This window comes from Pseudomonas sp. LBUM1663 (genome assembly GCF_059695905.1).
In genome coordinates this window covers 966083-984611 of record NZ_CP166792.1, presented here as the reverse complement: position 1 = coordinate 984611, position 18529 = coordinate 966083, and the positions used below count along the sequence as shown (strand labels likewise).

Genomic DNA, 18529 nt, shown 5'->3' with positions numbered 1-18529 from the left:
GATTCAGAGCAGCACCACGTCGTATTGTTCCTGGGAATACATGGTTTCCACCTGGAACCGAATGGTGCGTCCGATAAATCCTTCAAGCTCGGCGACATTACCCGACTCCTCGTCGAGCAAACGGTCGACGACTTTCTGGTTCGCCAATACACGATAGCCTTCCGCTTGATAGGCACGCGCCTCGCGGAGGATTTCGCGGAAAATTTCGTAGCAGACCGTTTCCGGCGTCTTCAGCTTGCCGCGGCCCTGACAGCTGCTGCACGGTTCGCATAACACTTGTTCGAGGCTTTCGCGGGTGCGCTTGCGCGTCATCTGCACCAGGCCCAACTCGGTAATGCCGATGATGTTGGTCTTGGCGTGATCGCGTTCCAGCTGCTTCTCGAGGGTACGAAGCACCTGGCGCTGGTGCTCTTCGTCTTCCATGTCGATGAAGTCGATGATGATGATCCCGCCCAGATTGCGCAGACGCAGCTGGCGGGCGATGGCGGTCGCGGCTTCGAGGTTGGTCTTGAAGATGGTTTCTTCGAGGTTGCGATGGCCGACGAACGCCCCGGTATTGACGTCGATGGTGCTCATGGCTTCGGCCGGATCGACCACCAGATAACCGCCGGATTTGAGCGGCACTTTGCGCTCAAGGGCTTTCTGGATTTCGTCTTCGACGCCGTACAGGTCGAAAATCGGCCGCTCGCCCGGATAATGCTCAAGACGATCGGCGATTTCCGGCATCAGTTCGGCGACGAACTGCGTGGTTTTCTGAAAGGTTTCCCGAGAGTCGATGCGGATCTTCTCGATCTTCGGGCTGACCAGGTCACGCAGGGTACGCAACGCCAGGCCGAGGTCTTCGTAGATCACACTCGGCGCACCGATGGTTTTGATCTGCTCGTTGATCTGATCCCAGAGACGGCGCAGGTAACGGATGTCCATGAGGATTTCATCGGCGCCGGCCCCTTCGGCGGCGGTACGCAGGATGAAACCGCCCGCCTCCTTGATGCCTTCTTTGGCCACGCAATCGGTGACGACTTGCTTGAGGCGCTCGCGCTCGGCTTCGTCTTCAATCTTCAGTGAAATGCCGACGTGGGCCGTGCGCGGCATGTACACCAGATAGCGCGACGGAATCGACAGCTGAGTGGTCAGGCGTGCGCCTTTGGAACCGATCGGGTCCTTGGTGACCTGGACGACCAGACTCTGGCCTTCGTGAACCAGTGCGCTGATGCTCTCCACCGCCGGGCCTTCGCGCAGGGATATTTCCGAGGCGTGAATGAACGCGGCGCGGTCCAGGCCGATATCGACGAAGGCGGCTTGCATGCCCGGTAATACCCGCACGACCTTGCCTTTATAGATGTTGCCGACGATCCCGCGCTTTTGCGTGCGCTCGACGTGGACCTCTTGCAGGACACCGTTTTCGACCACCGCCACGCGCGATTCCATCGGCGTGATGTTGATCAGGATCTCTTCACTCATGGCAGGGTCTCGTTCAGGCATGTTCACGATAATGGCCGCATCTTGTCAGTACGACGCTTAGCGCGCGTTAAGGGTTTGCCAACAGGGTATGCCGAAATGGCCGAGCAGCTCAGCGGTTTCGCACAGCGGCAGTCCAACCACCGCCGAGTAACTGCCATTGAGCCCGGCGACAAACACCGCGCCCAGTCCTTGAATCCCATAGCCACCGGCCTTGTCCCGGGGTTCGCCACTGGCCCAGTAGGCCGCCGCTTCATCGCAAGCGATGCTGCGAAAGCGCACCAGACTGCGCACTACCCGGGACTCACAACGCTCACCGTCAAGCACCGCGATGGCGGTCAAGACTTCGTGCTCCTGACCGGCCAACATCATAAGCATGGCGCACGCATCGGCTTCGTCCACCGGTTTGCCGAGAATTTTCCCGTTGAGCACCACGGCGGTGTCTGCGCCCAGCACGCAAAAATCGGCGTCGGACACGACGGTGCCGCGCCCGGCCTCGGCTTTGCCGCGCGCCAGGCGCTCGACATAGGCCGACGGGGATTCTTGAGCTAAAGGGGTTTCATCGATGTCCGCGCTGATGGCGGAGAACGGCACGCCGATCTGCGTGAGCAGTTCACGCCGACGCGGCGAGCCTGAGGCGAGGTACAGCGCTTTCATCAAGACATCTCCCTGTCGAGGTTATGGGCAAATGCCTGACCGAATTAATTGATTTTGTAGCGTCGACGCAACCCGCGCAAACCGTAGCTGACCCATGGCCAGAGCAATGCACTGACCAAGGCCGGTAGTACCAGCGCCAACGTCGGCTGACGATTGCCGGTCAGGGCGCTCAGCCATAGTTGAACCAGCTGCGCGAGGCCGAAGATGACCAGGATCACCAGGCTTTGTTGCCACATCGGGAACATGCGCAGGCGTTGTTGCAGCGACAACACCAGGAAGGTGATCAGGGTCAGGATCAGCGCGTTCTGGCCCAGCAACGTGCCGTACAGCACGTCTTCGGCCAGGCCCAGGCACCACGCGGTGACCATGCCGACTTTCTGCGGCAAGTACAACGCCCAGAAAGCCAGCAGCAAGGCCAGCCAGAGCGGACGGAGGATTTCCATGAATTGCGGCAGCGGTGAAACGCTGAGCAGCATGCCAATGGCAAACGTCAGCCAGATCATCCAGCCATTTCGGGATGCGGTAACACCGACCATTATTCTCGTCCCCCAGTGGAAGCCGGCGCGGAGACAGGCGGTTTGGCGGCAGGCTTCACCGCAGCCGGTTGAGTGGCCGGCGGTTTGGTTGCGGCAGGTTGCGATGCGGGGGGCTTGGCGGCCGCAGGTTTGGCCGGGGCTGCCGCCGGTGCTGGTACTGCCGGTGTTGCGGCAGGCGCAGCGGCTGCGGCTGCGGCTGCGGCGGGCACCACCACGGTCGCCGGCACGGGTTTAGGCACGGTCGCCGGAATGATCGGCCCACCACCGTGCTGGTCCAGCGCTTCCTGCGCCTGGGCAGCTTCGTTGGCGCGCTCTTCGGCGGTACGGCCGTCGGTGAACACCAGCAGCAGGTAACGGCTGCGGTTCAACGCGGCGGTCGGCACGGCACGCACGATGGCAAACGGCTGGCCGGAATCGTGAATCACTTCCTTGACGGTCGCGACCGGGTAACCGGCCGGGAATCGCTGACCGAGGCCGGAACTGACCAGCAGATCGCCTTCCTTGATATCAGCCGTGTCCGCGACGTGACGCAGCTCCAGGCGCTCCGGGTTGCCGGTGCCGCTGGCAATTGCTCGCAGACCGTTGCGGTTCACCTGCACCGGAATGCTGTGGGTGGTGTCGGTCAGCAACAGTACACGGGAGGTGTAAGGCATCAACTCGACCACCTGGCCCATCAGGCCGCGGGCATCGAGCACCGGCTGACCGAGGACCACACCGTCGCGCTCACCTTTATTGATGATGATGCGATGGGTGAAGGGGTTGGGGTCCATGCCGATCAACTCGGCCACTTCGACCTTTTCGTTGACCAGCGCAGAGGAATTGAGCAACTCGCGCAGCCGAACGTTCTGCTCGGTGAGGGCGGCAAGCTTTTGCATGCGGCCCTGCAACAGCAGGTTTTCGGTCTTGAGTTTTTCGTTTTCGGCGACGAGCTCGGTACGGCTGCCGAATTGGCTGGCCACACCCTGCCATAGCCGCTGCGGCAGGTCGGTGATCCAGTAAGACTGCATCAGCACCAGCGACATTTGGCTACGCACTGGCTTGAGCAGTGTGAAGCGGGCATCGACCACCATCAGCGCGACCGATAGCACGACCAGCACCAACAAGCGCACGCCCAGTGAAGGCCCTTTGGTGAAAAGCGGTTTAATAAGCCGCTCCTCCCGGGCAAATGTTTTGTTTATTCATACGGCAGACCGGCCTGGATACAGACTGACAGAAGGTAAACGCAAACAGGCAGCACTGCAAAGTGCCGCCTGCGCGCTCAACAGCATAGATGCATCGGGCGAGATCACTCGCTCGACAGCAAGTCCATGGTGTGTTTATCCATCATTTCCAGAGCACGGCCACCGCCGCGAGCAACGCAGGTCAGCGGGTCTTCGGCAACGATCACCGGCAGACCTGTTTCCTGGGCCAGCAACTTGTCGAGGTCACGCAGCAAGGCGCCACCACCGGTCAGTACCAGGCCTCGCTCGGCGATATCGGAAGCCAGTTCCGGAGGCGATTGCTCCAGCGCACTTTTCACCGCCTGAACGATGGTGGCCAGGGACTCTTGCAGAGCTTCCAGCACTTCATTGGAGTTCAGGGTGAAGGCACGTGGAACGCCTTCGGCCAGGTTACGGCCACGAACGTCGACTTCACGCACTTCGCCGCCCGGGTAAGCCGTACCGATTTCCTGCTTGATGCGCTCGGCAGTCGATTCGCCGATCAGGCTGCCGTAGTTGCGACGCACGTAGGTGATGATCGCTTCGTCGAAGCGGTCGCCGCCAACCCGAACGGATTCGGCGTAAACCACACCGTTCAGGGAGATCAGCGCGATTTCAGTGGTACCACCACCGATATCGACCACCATCGAACCGCGCGCTTCTTCAACCGGCAGGCCGGCACCGATCGCAGCAGCCATTGGCTCTTCGATCAGGAACACTTCACGAGCACCGGCACCAAGGGCCGATTCACGGATGGCACGACGCTCAACCTGGGTGGATTTGCATGGAACGCAAATCAGCACCCGCGGGCTTGGCTGCAGGAAGCTGTTTTCGTGAACCTTGTTGATAAAGTATTGCAGCATCTTTTCGCAGACGCTGAAGTCGGCGATCACGCCGTCCTTCATCGGACGAATGGCAGCAATGTTGCCCGGCGTACGGCCGAGCATGCGCTTCGCCTCGGTGCCGACAGCAACGACACTTTTCTGGTTACCGTGTGTCCGAATAGCCACAACCGATGGCTCATTCAGGACGATACCGCGCTCGCGCACGTAAATAAGGGTGTTGGCAGTGCCCAGGTCAATGGAAAGATCGCTGGAAAACATGCCACGCAGTTTCTTGAACATGGGAAAGGGACCCTAGGCAACGCGTGGGTAAAAAAGTGCGGCAAACTCTAACAACGACAGGGATTTTGGGCAAGGCGCCAATATGTTAAATTGGCCGCTTTTCTGTGCACCAACCCCCACAATCGCGGCCTTATGACCGTAGAAATGCGGTAGTGTTCCGACAATCTAACACACGGACGCCGTCCGTTCTGTTTTCCACTGGAGATTCCCATGGCGCTTGAACGCTCCGACGTGGAAAAAATCGCTCATCTGGCCTGCCTTGGCCTCAATGATGCCGATCTTCCACACATTACTTCAGCCCTGAACAGCATTCTCGGGCTGGTCGACGAAATGCAGGCGGTCAATACCGACGGTATCGAGCCGCTCGCCCACCCACTGGAAGCCAGCCAGCGCCTGCGTGCAGACGTCGTGACCGAGACCAATCATCGCGAGGCCTATCAGTCCATCGCACCAGCGGTCGAAAACGGCCTGTACCTGGTTCCGAAAGTCATCGACTAAAGGGAAAGAGCCTGCAATGCATCAATTGACTCTGGCCGAGATCGCCCGCGGTCTCGCCGATAAAAAGTTTTCTTCCGAAGAGCTGACCAAAACCCTGCTGGCGCGTATCGCCCAGCTCGATCCTCAGCTCAACAGCTTCATCAGCCTCACCGAAGACCTGGCGCTCCAGCAGGCGAAAGCCGCTGACGTACGCCGCGCCAACGGTGAGAGCGGCGCACTGCTGGGTGCGCCGATCGCGCACAAAGACCTGTTCTGCACCCAAGGCATCCGCACCAGCTGCGGCTCGAAGATGCTCGACAACTTTAAAGCACCTTACGACGCCACCGTCGTTGCCAAGCTGGCTGCTGCCGGGGCCGTGACCCTGGGCAAGACCAACATGGACGAATTCGCCATGGGTTCGGCCAACGAGTCGAGCTACTACGGCCCGGTGAAAAACCCGTGGAACCTGGAACACGTGCCCGGAGGCTCGTCCGGTGGTTCGGCCGCGGCCGTTGCCGCTCGTCTGTTGCCAGCCGCCACAGCGACCGACACCGGCGGCTCGATCCGCCAGCCAGCTGCGTTTACCAACCTGACCGGTCTGAAACCGACATACGGTCGCGTTTCGCGCTGGGGCATGATCGCCTACGCTTCCAGTCTCGATCAGGGCGGCCCATTGGCGCGCACTGCCGAAGACTGCGCGATCCTGCTGCAAGGTATGGCCGGCTTCGACACCAATGACTCCACCAGCATCGACGAGCCCGTGCCGGATTACAGCGCCGGCCTCAACGACTCGCTGAAAGGCCTGCGCATCGGTGTGCCGAAGGAATATTTCAGCGCCGGTCTCGACCCGCGCATTGCCGAGCTGATCCACAACAGCATCAAGGAGCTGGAAAAGCTCGGTGCCGTGATCAAGGAAATCAGCCTGCCGAACATGCAGCACGCGATTCCTGCGTACTACGTGATCGCTCCGGCAGAAGCCTCGTCCAACCTGTCGCGTTTTGACGGCGTGCGCTTCGGCCATCGCTGCGCAGATCCAAAGAACCTCGAAGACTTGTACAAGCGTTCCCGTGGCGAAGGCTTCGGCCCGGAAGTGCAGCGCCGGATCATGGTCGGCGCCTACGCGTTGTCCGCCGGTTACTACGACGCTTACTACCTGAAGGCGCAGAAGATTCGCCGTCTGGTGAAGAACGACTTCATGGCTGCCTTTAATGAGGTCGACATTATCCTCGGCCCAACCACGCCGAACCCGGCCTGGAAGCTCGGCGCCAAGAACAGCGAACCGGTGGCTGCGTACCTGGAAGACGTCTACACCATCACCGCCAACCTCGCGGGCTTGCCGGGCTTGTCCATGCCCGCCGGTTTTGTCGATGGTCTGCCGGTCGGCGTGCAACTGCTCGCCCCGTATTTCCAGGAAGGTCGCCTGTTGAACGTTGCCCATCAGTATCAGTTGAACACTGACTGGCACACCCGCACCCCAACCGGCTTCTGAGGAGAAACACATGCAATGGGAAGTCGTGATCGGGCTGGAGATTCATACCCAGCTCACCACCCGGTCGAAAATCTTTTCCGGTAGCTCCACCACGTTCGGTTCCGAGCCGAACACCCAGGCCAGCCTGGTTGACCTGGGCATGCCTGGCGTATTGCCGGTGCTGAACCAGGAAGCCGTGCGCATGGCAGTGATGTTCGGCCTCGCCATTGATGCCGAGATCGGCCAGCACAACGTGTTCGCCCGTAAAAACTATTTCTACCCGGACCTGCCGAAGGGCTACCAGATCAGCCAGATGGAATTGCCGATCGTCGGCAAGGGCCACCTGGACATCGCCATGGAAGACGGCACGATCAAACGTGTCGGCGTCACCCGTGCGCACCTGGAAGAAGACGCCGGTAAAAGCCTGCACGAAGAGTTCAACGGCGCCACCGGCATCGACCTGAACCGTGCTGGTACGCCGCTGCTGGAAATCGTCTCCGAGCCGGACATGCGCAGCGCCAAGGAAGCCGTGGCCTACGTCAAGACCATCCACGCGCTGGTACGCTACCTGGGCATCTGCGACGGCAACATGGCCGAAGGCTCGCTGCGTTGCGACTGCAACGTGTCGATCCGCCCGAAAGGCCAGGTTGAGTTCGGCACTCGCTGTGAGATCAAGAACGTCAACTCGTTCCGCTTCATCGAGAAGGCGATCAACAGCGAAGTGCGTCGTCAGATCGAACTGATCGAAGACGGCGGCAAAGTGATCCAGCAGACCCGCCTGTACGATCCAAACAAGGACGAAACCCGTCCGATGCGCAGCAAAGAGGAAGCCAACGACTACCGTTACTTCCCCGATCCGGACCTGTTGCCTGTGGTCATCGAGAACTCGTTCCTCGACGACGTGCGCGCCACGCTGCCGGAATTGCCACCGCAGAAACGCGAGCGCTTCCAGGAACAATTCGGCCTGTCGGTGTATGACGCCAGCGTCCTGGCCACCAGCCGCGAGCAAGCCGATTACTTCGAGAAAGTCGTAAGCATCAGCGGCGACGCGAAGCTGGCGGCCAACTGGGTGATGGTTGAACTGGGCAGCCTGCTGAACAAGCAAGGCGTGGAAATCGACCAGTCGCCGGTTTCGGCCGAGCAACTGGGCGGCATGCTGCTGCGCATCAAGGACAACACCATCTCCGGCAAGATCGCCAAGGTGGTGTTTGAAGCGATGGCTAACGGCGAAGGCAGCGCGGACGAGATCATCGACAAGCGTGGCCTCAAGCAAGTGACCGACAGCGGCGCGATCTCGGCGGTGCTGGACGAAATGCTCGCGGCCAACGCCGAGCAGGTCGAGCAATACCGCGCGGCAGACGAAGCCAAACGCGGCAAGATGTTCGGCTTCTTCGTCGGCCAGGCCATGAAAGCCTCCAAAGGCAAGGCCAACCCGCAACAGGTCAACGAACTGCTGAAAAGCAAGCTCGAAGGCTGACCGGGATGGAGCCAGATCTAACGCCTGGCTCCATTCCCTGTGGCGAGGGAGCTTGCTCCCGCTGGTCTGCGAAGCAGACCCAAATCGGCAACCGCATTCTTTCAGTAAGAATGCATCAAACGATTTGCGACCGCTTCGCGGCCGTGCGGGAGCAAGCTCCCTCGCCACATTTATTTTGGGAAGCTTTCAAATGAAGCGTCTACTGGGTGCCTGCGCCCTGCTCGCTCTGCTGGCCGGTTGCGCCAGCAACGACATCATCGATCCACACGGCTACGACAAAACCGGCATGGCTTCGTATTACGGCGCAAAACACCAAGGCAAACGCACCGCCAGCGGCGAGCGTTTCAATAAGAATTCCCTGACCGCCGCCCATCGCCAGTTACCGTTCGGCACGCGGGTGATGGTCACCAATCTGAATAACGACAAGTCCTGCGTGGTCCGTATCAACGACCGCGGGCCGCACACCCGTGGGCGCCTGATCGATCTTTCACACGAGGCCGCCGAACAACTGGGTATGCTCCGTAGCGGCACCGCGCGGGTTCGCGTGCAAGCCCTCGACGATTAACAGACGGAGCCCCGACCATTTTCGGACTTTTCAATTTACCCCTGATCAGCGTGATTGAATTGCTCGGAGGCCTGCTGTTGCTGATCGCCGGTGCCGAGTTGATGGTCCGTGGCGCCGTGCGCCTCGCGGCGCGCTTGCAGGTGCGGCCGCTGATCATCGGCCTGACGATCGTCGCCCTGGGCAGTAGCGCGCCGCAAATGGCCGTCAGCCTGCAAGCCACCCTGGCGCAAAACGCCGACATCGCCGTCGGCAGCGTGATCGGCAGCAGCATCTTCAACATCCTCGTCACCCTAGGGCTTTCGGCGCTGATCATTCCGCTGCGGGTTTCGCGGCAACTGGTGCGCCTGGATATTCCTCTGATGATCGGCGCCAGCCTGCTGGTGTTTTTACTGGCGTGGAATGAAGAGCTGAACCGTGTGGACGGCATGATTCTGCTGGCCGCCCTGGCGCTTTATCTTTGCTTGCTGCTGCGCCAGTCGCGACACTCGGCCCGCCCCCCCTCCCATGACGGAACACTTCGAGCACCGTGGTTCAGCAGCGTGCTGATGATCGTCACCGGACTGGCGATGCTGGTCTACGCCGGGCATTTGTTGCTGGGGGCCGCCGTGGCGGTCGCGACTGATCTAGGGCTGTCGGAGCGGGTCATCGGCCTGACCATCGTCGCCGTCAGCACGTCCCTGCCGGAACTGGCCACCTCGTTGATCGCTGCGTTGCGCGGTCAACGGGACATTGCCGTGGGCAACGTGATAGGCAGCAACCTGTTCAACCTCTTGGGTGTGCTCGGCCTGACCGCGCTCGTCGCGCCCTCGCCGCTGTCAGTCTCGCCCAATGCGCTGGATTTCGACTTGCCGGTGATGCTCGGTGTCGCGGTGTTGTGCCTGCCGCTGTTCTACACCGGTTACCGGGTGACCCGCGCCGAAGGTCTGCTGTTCCTGGGTTTGTACCTGGCTTACGGTCTGCACGTGGTGTCGTTCACCACCGGCATGCCCCTGGCCGGCAAGCTTGAACACCTGATGCTGTTTTACATCCTCCCGGCGCTGGTGGCGTTTCTGCTGTTCACGTCGCTGCGCGCCTGGCGTCGCCAACACCACAAGAGGGAAATGCCGTGACCGATAACAAAAAGCCTGGCGTTGAAGTCCGCCGCCAAGTGATGGGCGATGCATTCGTCGACCGCGCATTGGGCAATGCCACCGAGTTCACCCAGCCGCTGCAGGACTTCGTCAATGAACACGCCTGGGGCGCCGTGTGGAACCGCGAAGGTCTGCCACTGAAAACCCGCAGCCTGATCACCCTCGCCGCCCTGACGGCGTTGAAGTGCCCGCAAGAATTGAAAGGGCACGTGCGTGGTGCGTTGAACAACGGCTGCACCGTGGAAGAAATTCGCGAGGCGCTGCTGCATTGCGCAGTGTATGCCGGTGTGCCGGCGGCGATTGATGCGTTTCGGGCGGCGCAGGAAGTGATCGACAGCTACCAGAAAGCCGACTAGATCCACCCACCCCACTGCAACAAGAAGATCCCGACATTGGTGGTCACCGCCGCCATCAACGTGGTGATCACGATAATCGCTGCCGCCAGTTCATGATTGCCATTGGCCTGACGAGCCATGACAAAACTGGCCGCGGCGGTCGGGCTACCGAAGTACAGGAACAAAATCCCCAACTCCGCACCACGAAAGCCCCAGAGCCATGCACCCAGTGTCGCCAGAACCGGCAGGCCGATCATCTTCACCAGGCTTGAGCTGAGCGCCATGTTGCCGCTTTTGCGCAATGCCGCCAGCGACAGCGTGCCGCCGATACAGATCAACGCCAATGGCAACGTGGTTTGCGCGAGGTACTGGCCGGAGGTTTCCAGCCATCCCGGCAAGCTGATCTTGAAGTAGGCAAACGGTGCCGCCGCAAACACACTGATGATCAGCGGGTTGACCATCACGCTTTTGCAGATGCTCCACGGATCGGATTTGATCACCGGGCTGTACACCGCCAGCACGATGGTCGAGAGCGTGTTGTAAAACAGGATCACCAGCGCCGCGAGAATCGCCCCGAGGGAAATCCCGTAGTCGCCGTACATGCTCGCCGCCAATGCGAGCCCGATGACGCCGTTGTTGCCGCGAAAGGCGCCCTGGGTGTAAATCCCCCGGTCTTCACGCGGGCACTTCCAGATCGCCCAGCCCCAGGCGATGGCGAAACACGCCAGCGTGGCGAGCGAGAAATAGATCAGCAGCGCCGGTTGCAGTGCAGCGCGCAGGTCGGCATGCAGGATGCCCAGAAACAGCAACGCCGGCATGGTGACGTTGAACACCAGGGCCGACGCGGTGTGGATGAAGTTGTCGTTGATCCAGTCGATGCGCTTGAGCACCACCCCCAGAAACAGCATGGCAAACACCGGCGCGGTGATGTTCAGGGTTTCGAGGAAGATAGCCAGCATGCCGGGGATAACCTTGGGTGAGCGTCGTTAGGGGGCTAATGATAAGCCACCCATGACGTTGGCGTCTGGTCGAGCAAGCTCCCTCGCCACAGGATCAGGTGATGGGGGCAGGATTGAACAGGGTGATGTCGTTATGCAGCTTGTGCTGCTCGGCCCAGGTCTGCTTCTTGCCGCTCGCCACGTCCAGGTAGTAGTGGAACAACTCCCAGCCAAGGTCTTCGATCGATGCGCGCCCGGTCGCAATCCGCCCGGCATCGATGTCGATCAGGTCCGGCCAGCGCTGCGCCAGCTCAGTCCGGGTCGACACTTTCACCACCGGCGCCATCGCCAAACCATACGGCGTACCGCGCCCGGTGGTGAACACATGCAGATTCATCCCTGCCGCCAACTGCAACGTCCCGCAGACAAAATCACTGGCCGGGGTCGCGCAGAAAATCAGCCCTTTGCGCTTGAACCGCTCGCCAGGGCCAAGCACGCCGTTGATCGCGCTGCTGCCAGATTTGACGATTGAGCCAAGGGACTTCTCGACAATGTTCGACAACCCGCCTTTTTTGTTGCCCGGCGTGGTGTTGGCGCTGCGGTCCGCTTCACCCTTGGCCAGGTAACGGTCGTACCAGTCCATTTCCCGTACCAGCTCCTGAGCAACCTCCTCGGTTTCTGCGCGGGAGGTCAGCAGATAAATCGCGTCGCGCACTTCGGTGACTTCGGAAAACATCACCGTTGCGCCTGCGCGCAGCAACAGGTCCGAGGCATAACCCAGCGCCGGGTTGGCGGTGATGCCGGAAAACGCATCACTGCCGCCGCACTGCATGCCGAGAATCAGCTCGGACGCCGGCACGGTTTCCCGGCGACGCTGGTCGAGCTTCTTCAAACGGGTCTCGGCCAGCGCCATGATCTGTTCGATCATCTCGGTGAAACCGTGACTCGAATCCTGCAAGCGGTACAACCACGGATCGCTCAGATCCACCGAGCTGTCGTTCTCGTGCATCACCTGCCCGGCCTGCAATTTCTCGCAACCGAGGCTGATGACCAACGCTTCGCCTCCCAGGTTCGGGTTGCGCGCCAGGTTGCGCACGGTGCGGATCGGGATGTAGGCGTCGGTAGCGGTAATGGCCACGCCGCAGCCGTAGCTGTGGGTCAACGCCACCACGTCATCGACGTTCGGATAAAGCGGCAGCAACTCGTCCTTGATGCGCTTGACCGCGTGGTCCAGCACACCGGTCACGCACTGAACGGTCGTCGTAATCCCCAGAATATTGCGCGTGCCGACGGTGCCGTCGGCGTTGCGAAAACCCTCGAACGTGAAGCCTTCCAGCGGAGCCTGCGCCGCCGGCACTTCGGTGGACAGCGGCAAGCTGTCCAGCGGTGGCGCGGTGGGCATGCGCAATTGATCTTCCTTGACCCAGCTGCCGCGTGGAATCGGCTGCAACGCGTAGCCAATGGTCTGGCCGTAACGAATCACCTGACCGCCCTCGGGAATGTCTTCGAGGGTGACTTTATGGCTCTGTGGCACGAAGTCCACGGTCACCAGACCATCAGGAAACTCGGTGCCGGCCGGTACGCCCTGGTCATTGACCACGATCACGACGTTGTCCCGCTCGTGCAGGCGGATGTAGCGCGGCGAGTCGGAATGTTCAATCAACTGCATGACGCCGCTCCTCAGGAATGCGCTTGAGACAATTTGTTATTAGTTTCAGGACCGCTAACGGGCGGCTCTTTGAGCACCACACGCTTGATCGGGCCAACGATCACCAGGTAGCTGAACACTGCGACCAGTGCGTTGCAACCGACAAACACCAGCGCCCATTTGAACGAACCGGTGGAGCTGATGATGTAACCGATGACGATTGGAGTGGTGATCGAAGCGATGTTGCCGAAGGTGTTGAACAAGCCACCGCTGAGACCGGCGATCTGTTTCGGCGAGGTGTCGGACACCACCGCCCAACCCAGCGCACCCACGCCTTTGCCGAAGAATGCGAGGGCCATGAAGCCAACGACCATCCATTCAACATCGACATAGTTGCACGCCACGATGCTGCTGGAGACCAGCAAGCCGGCAATGATCGGCGCCTTGCGGGCGAAGGTCAGGGAATGCCCTTTGCGCAGCAGGTAATCGGAAATCACCCCGCCAAGCACACCACCGATAAACCCGCAGATCGCCGGCAACGAGGCAATGAAACCGGCCTTGAGGATGGTCATGCCGCGTTCCTGCACCAGATACACCGGGAACCAGGTCAGGAAGAAGTAGGTGATGCCGTTGATGCAATACTGGCCCAGATAAACACCGAGCATCATGCGGTTGGTCAGCAACTGGCGGATGTAGTCCCACTTCGGACCGTCGACCTTTTTGCCTTTGCCTTTGTCCTGGTCCATGTCGACCATGCCGCCGTTGTCAGCGATGTGCTTGAACTCGGCGTCATTGATCATCGGGTGCTGGCGCGGGCTGTGGATAACCTTGAGCCAGATGCCCGAGAAGATGATGCCAATCACACCCATGACGATGAACACGTGCTGCCAGCCGAAGCTGTAGACGATCCATCCCATCAGCGGTGCAAACAACACGGTGGCAAAGTACTGCGCCGAGTTGAAGATCGCCGAGGCCGTGCCGCGTTCAGCGGTCGGGAACCAGGCCGCGACAATGCGTGCGTTGCCTGGGAAGGATGGCGCTTCGGCCAGGCCCACCAGGAAACGCAACATGAACAGCGCAACAATCGCCGTGGACATGCCGAACTCACCGACATAACCCTGCAGCACGGTGAACAGCGACCAGGTGAAGATGCTTAATGCGTAGATTTTTTTCGAGCCAAAACGGTCCAGCAGCCAGCCACCGGGAATTTGCCCGGCCACGTAGGCCCAACCGAATGCAGAGAAGATGTAACCGAGGGTGACCGCGTCGATGCCGAGGTCTTTTTGCAGGCTGGAGCCCGCGATGGCGATAGTGGCCCGGTCGGCGTAGTTGATCGTGGTCACCAGGAAAAGCATGAGCAGAATCAAATAGCGGACGTGGGTCGGCTTGGTCGCTTGCATGTAGATGTACTCCCACTGATTATTTTTATGCGGGTAATAACGATGTTGTTTTTGTGGGAGCTGGCCTGCCAGCGATGCGGACACCTCGGTGTGTCAGTCACACCGCGGTGATGCCATCGCTGGCAGGCCAGCTCCCACAGGTATTGCGGTGGATCAGGAACCGACGTAGGCAGTTTTTACGACCGTGTAGAACTCTTGCGCGTAGCGACCTTGCTCGCGGGAACCATAGGATGAACCTTTACGCCCACCGAATGGAACGTGGTAATCCACGCCCGCCGTCGGTAGGTTGACCATCACCATCCCGGCCTGGGAATGGCGCTTGAAGTGGTTGGCGTACTTCAGCGACGTGGTGGCGATGCCCGCCGACAGACCGAATTCGGTGTCGTTGGCCATGGCCAGCGCGGCGTCGTAATCGGCCACGCGAACGATGTTGGCCACCGGGCCGAAAATCTCTTCGCGGCTGATGCGCATCGCGGCTTCGCTGTCGGCAAACAGCGTTGGCGCGAGGTAGTAGCCTTCGGTGTCACAAGTCACCAGACCGCCGCCGCTGACCAGACGTGCACCCTCGGACTGGCCGATGTCGATGTACTTCAAGTCCTGTTCAAGCTGGGCTTGCGAGACAACCGGGCCGATGTCGGTGCCGGTTTTAAGCGCGTGGCCGACCTTGATCGACTTCATGCGTTCGGCCATGGCTTCGACGAACTTGTCGTGAATCCCGGCGGTGACGATGAAGCGGCTCGACGCCGTGCAACGCTGACCGGTGGAGTAGAACGCGCTCTGTACCGACAGCTCGACCGCTTGTTTCAGGTCGGCATCGTCGAGAATGATCTGCGGGTTCTTGCCACCCATTTCCAGCTGAACCTTGGCCTGACGCGAGACGCAGCTGACCGCGATCTGACGACCGACACCGACCGAACCGGTGAAGCTGATGCCGTCGACTTTCGGGCTCTGTACCAGCGCATCACCCACCACGCGACCGCTGCCCATCACCAGGTTGAAGACGCCGGCCGGGAAGCCTGCGCGGGAAATGATTTCCGCGAGCGCCCAGGCGCAACCCGGCACCAGATCGGCCGGCTTCAGCACGACGCAGTTACCGTAGGCGAGGGCCGGGGCGATTTTCCACGAAGGGATCGCGATCGGGAAGTTCCACGGGGTGATCAGGCCCACGACGCCCAATGCTTCGCGAGTGACTTCGACGTTCACACCCGGGCGCACCGACGGCAGGTAGTCGCCGGACAGGCGCAGGCATTCACCGGCGAAAAACTTGAAGATGTTGCCGGCGCGGGTCACTTCGCCGATGGCTTCGGGCAGGGTCTTGCCCTCTTCCCGGGCCAGCAAGGTGCCGAGCTCTTCGCGACGCGCGAGGATTTCAGTACCGACTTTATCCAGTGAATCGTGGCGCGCCTGAATGCCCGAAGTCGACCAGGCCGGGAACGCGGCGCGCGCGGCGTCGATGGCGGCGTGGACTTGAGCGAGGTCAGCCTTGGCGTAGTCGCCGATGGTATCGGTCAGTTCGGACGGGTTGATGTTGGCGCAGTAATCACTGCCCGCGACCCATTCACCGTTTATGTAGTTATCGAAACGCTTTGTATCTGCCACTAGAAGATCTCCTCACGCAAAAGGCCGCTGATTGCTCAGCGGCCTTATTAATCGGTTGTGTTACTGCGCACCTTGCTTGTCGATCAGCGCGGCCAGAGCTTCGTATTCTTCTGGCAGCAGATCGGTCAGCGGTGCACGCACAGGACCTGCGTCATAGCCGGCAATTTTTGCCCCGGCCTTGACGATGCTCACCGCGTAACCGGCTTTGCGGTTACGGATGTCCAGGTACGGCAGGAAGAAGTCGTCGATGATCTTGCCGACGGTGGCGTGATCTTCGCGGGCAATGGCGTGGTAGAAATCCATCGCGGTTTTCGGGATGAAGTTGAACACCGCCGAGGAGTAAACCGGTACGCCGAGTGCCTTGTAGGCAGCGGCATAAACTTCGGCGGTCGGCAAACCACCCAGGTAGCTGAAGCGATCACCGAGGCGGCGACGGATCGACACCATCAACTCGATATCGCCCAGGCCATCCTTGTAGCCGATCAGGTTCGGGCAGCGCTCGGCCAGGCGTTCCAGCAATGGCGCGGTCAGGCGGCAGACGTTGCGGTTGTAAACCACCACGCCGATGTTCACCGATTTGCACACGGCTTCAACGTGGGCGGCAACGCCGTCCTGGCTGGCTTCGGTCAGGTAGTGCGGCAACAGCAACAGGCCTTTGGCGCCCAGACGCTCGGCTTCCTGTGCGTATTCAATGGCTTGGCGAGTCGAACCGCCCACGCCGGCCAGAATCGGCACGCTGGTTTCGCAGGTGTCGACGGCGGTCTTGATGATTTCCGAATATTCGCTGGCCGCCAGAGAGAAGAACTCACCGGTGCCGCCCGCGGCGAACAAAGCCGTGGCGCCGTATGGGGCCAGCCATTCGAGACGCTTGATGTAGCCAGCGCGATGGAAATCGCCCTGGGCATTGAAATCGGTGACCGGGAAAGACAGCAGGCCGGAAGAGAGGATGGACTTCAGTTCTTGTGGATTCATTATTCGAACACCCTGGGTAGCGACGTTTGTGTGAGAAAAGCGTTCAGCCTGTGGCTGAGTTGTAGGTCATCGTACAACTTAAATAATAACCGTCAACTGCATTTCATCGGCGTGCCCGGAATTTGTGTCGGAAAGGTATTTTCTTGACGTAGGAAAATTCTCTTCTATGATCTGAATGACTGTATATGCATACAGTTTATTTGGATTTATACCGACGACATATCAAGGAGCCAGAAATGTCAGGTCTACACACTCAACCGCAGGAAAAACCCAAGCAGGTCATCGCGAACCTGGATGATCTTTTTACCGAGCTGGGCATCGCCGTTACCGACAACAGTTCGCTGGTGCTACAGCTCGGCGAACATAACGACGTACCTCAAACAACCAAAGCTACGCCCGGAAAAGCCTTGAAAGGCAAGCCGCAGCTGAGGTTCGAGGGCGGCGAGCACACCGCCATCGGTGACGGCACGCTGCTGCGTTTCATCAAGGACGCGCCCGCTGTCCCTGCCTCGCAGATAGCGCTGCATTTACCCAACGGACTGGCGCTGACTTACGGTCAGGTCGTTGCCTTGGGCGGTGATTTTTATGGCATTCCCGATCAACCTGTCAGCGAAGGCGCCAGCGCTGCGGATCGAATCCAGCGCTTTGCCAACGCGTTCAATTCGCTGGCGGTACTACCGGCCTCCAATGCCGAGGCGAAACTGATCCTCGGCGTCATGCAGAAGGAAATCGCCGCCGTTAAACAGGCGATCAAGGACGGCAAACAGCCTCATGAGGCTTACGACGCCCTCGGAGATACGTTGTCCGAAGAGTGGAACAAAATCACCGGCGGCGGCAGTTTCGTCTCGGCGCTGTTTCCCTTGGGACGCTATCTGAAACTGGCCGCCAACAATGCCGATCACTTCGCCGAGTGGGCGCTGCTCGCCTATATCGCCGGGCACACGGCAGCCCTGCAACAAGCGGTGAAGGCTCACAGCAGCGGCGATGAAAAGCAGTTGGAGCTGGCCTACGCGATGAACGCGTTTGCTGATCACTACCTGACCGACCTGTTTTCTTCCGGCCATTTGCGAGTGCCGCGTAAACAGTTGGCAGCGGTGGTGACCCCCAGTGACCTGGGTTCGCTGATTACCCGCTTCATGCACGACGAAGACAGCAAGTTCGGCCTCAATGTGCGCAACGGCAACGGCGATCACTGGCGTGGGTATGGCGACAAACGCTACTTCGACGCCCTCTCCAGCGCCAATCGCGTCCAAGTGAATCAGGCGGTGCAGGTGTCGGCGGATGAAGTATTTGCGGCGTATCTCAGCGGCACCGCCACGGTCCCCGGTAACTTTGGCGCCCTGAAAAAGACCCCGGATCTGCAAGCCGTATTGAATCCTGCGAACAACTTTTCACCGCTGTTCCGGGTTGAAGGCAACAAAGTGCTACGGCGCAAGGACGTCAACAACCTGAACGACACCGCCACCTTCGATGACTGGTGGGGCTGGAGCACCTATTTGCTGCTCAAGGACTACAACCCCACTGGCAACGTTGCCTGATAAGGAGA

Annotated in this window: 17 protein-coding genes; 7 read left to right on the top strand and 10 right to left on the bottom strand. The window is 60.2% G+C overall.

Going from position 1 to position 18529, the window contains the following annotated elements:
* Positions 1-3: 3 nt before the first annotated feature.
* The 5 genes from rng to mreB all read right to left on the bottom strand — a co-directional run bounded on the left by rng (position 4) and on the right by mreB (position 4974).
* Positions 4-1461 (bottom strand): ribonuclease G, encoded by a 1458-nt coding sequence (gene rng / locus ACA075_RS04260; RefSeq protein ID WP_010463355.1) that lies wholly within the window; start codon positions 1459-1461, stop codon positions 4-6.
* Positions 1462-1518: 57 nt separating this feature from the next.
* Entirely contained in the window at positions 1519-2115 is a 597-nt protein-coding gene (locus ACA075_RS04255; RefSeq protein WP_497297413.1) for a Maf family protein, read from the bottom strand.
* A gap of 44 nt (positions 2116-2159) precedes the next feature.
* The gene (mreD, locus tag ACA075_RS04250) at positions 2160-2651 is read right to left on the bottom strand and encodes a rod shape-determining protein MreD (protein ID WP_497297412.1); all 492 of its coding nucleotides are present in this window, start codon (positions 2649-2651) and stop codon (positions 2160-2162) included.
* Entirely contained in the window at positions 2651-3796 is a 1146-nt protein-coding gene (gene mreC, locus ACA075_RS04245) for a rod shape-determining protein MreC (RefSeq protein WP_497299200.1), read from the bottom strand. The genes mreD and mreC overlap by 1 nt, the downstream gene beginning before the upstream one ends.
* 140 nt (positions 3797-3936) lie before the next feature.
* Entirely contained in the window at positions 3937-4974 is a 1038-nt protein-coding gene (mreB, locus tag ACA075_RS04240; RefSeq protein WP_002555108.1) for a rod shape-determining protein MreB, read from the bottom strand.
* Between the two features lie 210 nt (positions 4975-5184).
* Here mreB and gatC point away from each other — a divergent pair, with 210 nt between their 5' ends.
* From gatC to ACA075_RS04210, 6 genes are all read left to right on the top strand, one after another.
* Entirely contained in the window at positions 5185-5472 is a 288-nt protein-coding gene (gene gatC / locus ACA075_RS04235) for an Asp-tRNA(Asn)/Glu-tRNA(Gln) amidotransferase subunit GatC (protein ID WP_007901429.1), read from the top strand.
* A gap of 16 nt (positions 5473-5488) precedes the next feature.
* Positions 5489-6940 carry an Asp-tRNA(Asn)/Glu-tRNA(Gln) amidotransferase subunit GatA gene (gene gatA, locus ACA075_RS04230; RefSeq protein WP_497297411.1) on the top strand — a complete coding sequence of 484 codons (1452 nt, stop codon included), beginning with the start codon at positions 5489-5491 and terminating at the stop codon, positions 6938-6940.
* A 10-nt stretch (positions 6941-6950) separates the two neighbouring features.
* Positions 6951-8396, top strand: coding sequence for an Asp-tRNA(Asn)/Glu-tRNA(Gln) amidotransferase subunit GatB (gene gatB / locus ACA075_RS04225; RefSeq protein WP_497297410.1), 1446 nt, complete (start codon positions 6951-6953; stop codon positions 8394-8396).
* 190 nt (positions 8397-8586) lie between these two features.
* On the top strand, positions 8587-8961 hold the full coding sequence (locus tag ACA075_RS04220; protein ID WP_497297408.1) for a septal ring lytic transglycosylase RlpA family protein: 375 nt from the start codon (positions 8587-8589) through the stop codon (positions 8959-8961).
* Between the two features lie 50 nt (positions 8962-9011).
* Positions 9012-10070 carry a calcium/sodium antiporter gene (locus tag ACA075_RS04215; protein ID WP_497297407.1) on the top strand — a complete coding sequence of 353 codons (1059 nt, stop codon included), beginning with the start codon at positions 9012-9014 and terminating at the stop codon, positions 10068-10070.
* 41 nt (positions 10071-10111) lie between these two features.
* Positions 10112-10447, top strand: a complete 336-nt coding sequence (locus ACA075_RS04210) for a carboxymuconolactone decarboxylase family protein (RefSeq protein ID WP_497299199.1) — start codon at positions 10112-10114, stop codon at positions 10445-10447.
* Here the strand turns inward: ACA075_RS04210 and ACA075_RS04205 are convergent.
* The 5 genes from ACA075_RS04205 to kdgD all read right to left on the bottom strand — a co-directional run bounded on the left by ACA075_RS04205 (position 10444) and on the right by kdgD (position 16983).
* Positions 10444-11385, bottom strand: coding sequence for an AEC family transporter (locus tag ACA075_RS04205; protein ID WP_497297406.1), 942 nt, complete (start codon positions 11383-11385; stop codon positions 10444-10446). The genes ACA075_RS04210 and ACA075_RS04205 overlap by 4 nt on opposite strands.
* Before the next feature lie 94 nt (positions 11386-11479).
* Positions 11480-13033 (bottom strand): galactarate dehydratase, encoded by a 1554-nt coding sequence (gene garD, locus ACA075_RS04200; RefSeq protein ID WP_497297404.1) that lies wholly within the window; start codon positions 13031-13033, stop codon positions 11480-11482.
* A gap of 11 nt (positions 13034-13044) precedes the next feature.
* Entirely contained in the window at positions 13045-14496 is a 1452-nt protein-coding gene (locus tag ACA075_RS04195) for an MFS transporter (protein ID WP_497297403.1), read from the bottom strand.
* A 69-nt stretch (positions 14497-14565) separates the two neighbouring features.
* A complete protein-coding gene (locus ACA075_RS04190; RefSeq protein ID WP_497297402.1) occupies positions 14566-16011 on the bottom strand; it encodes an aldehyde dehydrogenase family protein in 1446 nt (481 codons plus the stop codon).
* Positions 16012-16071: 60 nt separating this feature from the next.
* Entirely contained in the window at positions 16072-16983 is a 912-nt protein-coding gene (kdgD, locus tag ACA075_RS04185; protein WP_219095707.1) for a 5-dehydro-4-deoxyglucarate dehydratase, read from the bottom strand.
* 236 nt (positions 16984-17219) lie between these two features.
* Here kdgD and ACA075_RS04180 point away from each other — a divergent pair, with 236 nt between their 5' ends.
* Positions 17220-18521, top strand: a complete 1302-nt coding sequence (locus tag ACA075_RS04180) for a phospholipase (RefSeq protein ID WP_497297401.1) — start codon at positions 17220-17222, stop codon at positions 18519-18521.
* Positions 18522-18529 lie beyond the last annotated feature (8 nt).

What these genes read in the sequence shown, in the direction of transcription:
- ACA075_RS04210 (WP_497299199.1), top strand. Translation starts at nt 10,112, where the DNA reads ATGGGCGATGCATTCGTCGACCGCGCATTGGGCAATGCCACCGAGTTC.
- ACA075_RS04220 (WP_497297408.1), top strand. Translation starts at nt 8,587, where the DNA reads ATGAAGCGTCTACTGGGTGCCTGCGCCCTGCTCGCTCTGCTGGCCGGT.
- gatB (WP_497297410.1), top strand. Translation starts at nt 6,951, where the DNA reads ATGCAATGGGAAGTCGTGATCGGGCTGGAGATTCATACCCAGCTCACC.
- gatA (WP_497297411.1), top strand. Translation starts at nt 5,489, where the DNA reads ATGCATCAATTGACTCTGGCCGAGATCGCCCGCGGTCTCGCCGATAAA.
- mreD (WP_497297412.1), bottom strand. Translation starts at nt 2,651, where the DNA reads ATGGTCGGTGTTACCGCATCCCGAAATGGCTGGATGATCTGGCTGACG.
- mreB (WP_002555108.1), bottom strand. Translation starts at nt 4,974, where the DNA reads ATGTTCAAGAAACTGCGTGGCATGTTTTCCAGCGATCTTTCCATTGAC.
- garD (WP_497297404.1), bottom strand. Translation starts at nt 13,033, where the DNA reads ATGCAGTTGATTGAACATTCCGACTCGCCGCGCTACATCCGCCTGCAC.
- gatC (WP_007901429.1), top strand. Translation starts at nt 5,185, where the DNA reads ATGGCGCTTGAACGCTCCGACGTGGAAAAAATCGCTCATCTGGCCTGC.
- ACA075_RS04180 (WP_497297401.1), top strand. Translation starts at nt 17,220, where the DNA reads ATGTCAGGTCTACACACTCAACCGCAGGAAAAACCCAAGCAGGTCATC.
- kdgD (WP_219095707.1), bottom strand. Translation starts at nt 16,983, where the DNA reads ATGAATCCACAAGAACTGAAGTCCATCCTCTCTTCCGGCCTGCTGTCT.
- rng (WP_010463355.1), bottom strand. Translation starts at nt 1,461, where the DNA reads ATGAGTGAAGAGATCCTGATCAACATCACGCCGATGGAATCGCGCGTG.
- ACA075_RS04205 (WP_497297406.1), bottom strand. Translation starts at nt 11,385, where the DNA reads ATGCTGGCTATCTTCCTCGAAACCCTGAACATCACCGCGCCGGTGTTT.
- ACA075_RS04255 (WP_497297413.1), bottom strand. Translation starts at nt 2,115, where the DNA reads ATGAAAGCGCTGTACCTCGCCTCAGGCTCGCCGCGTCGGCGTGAACTG.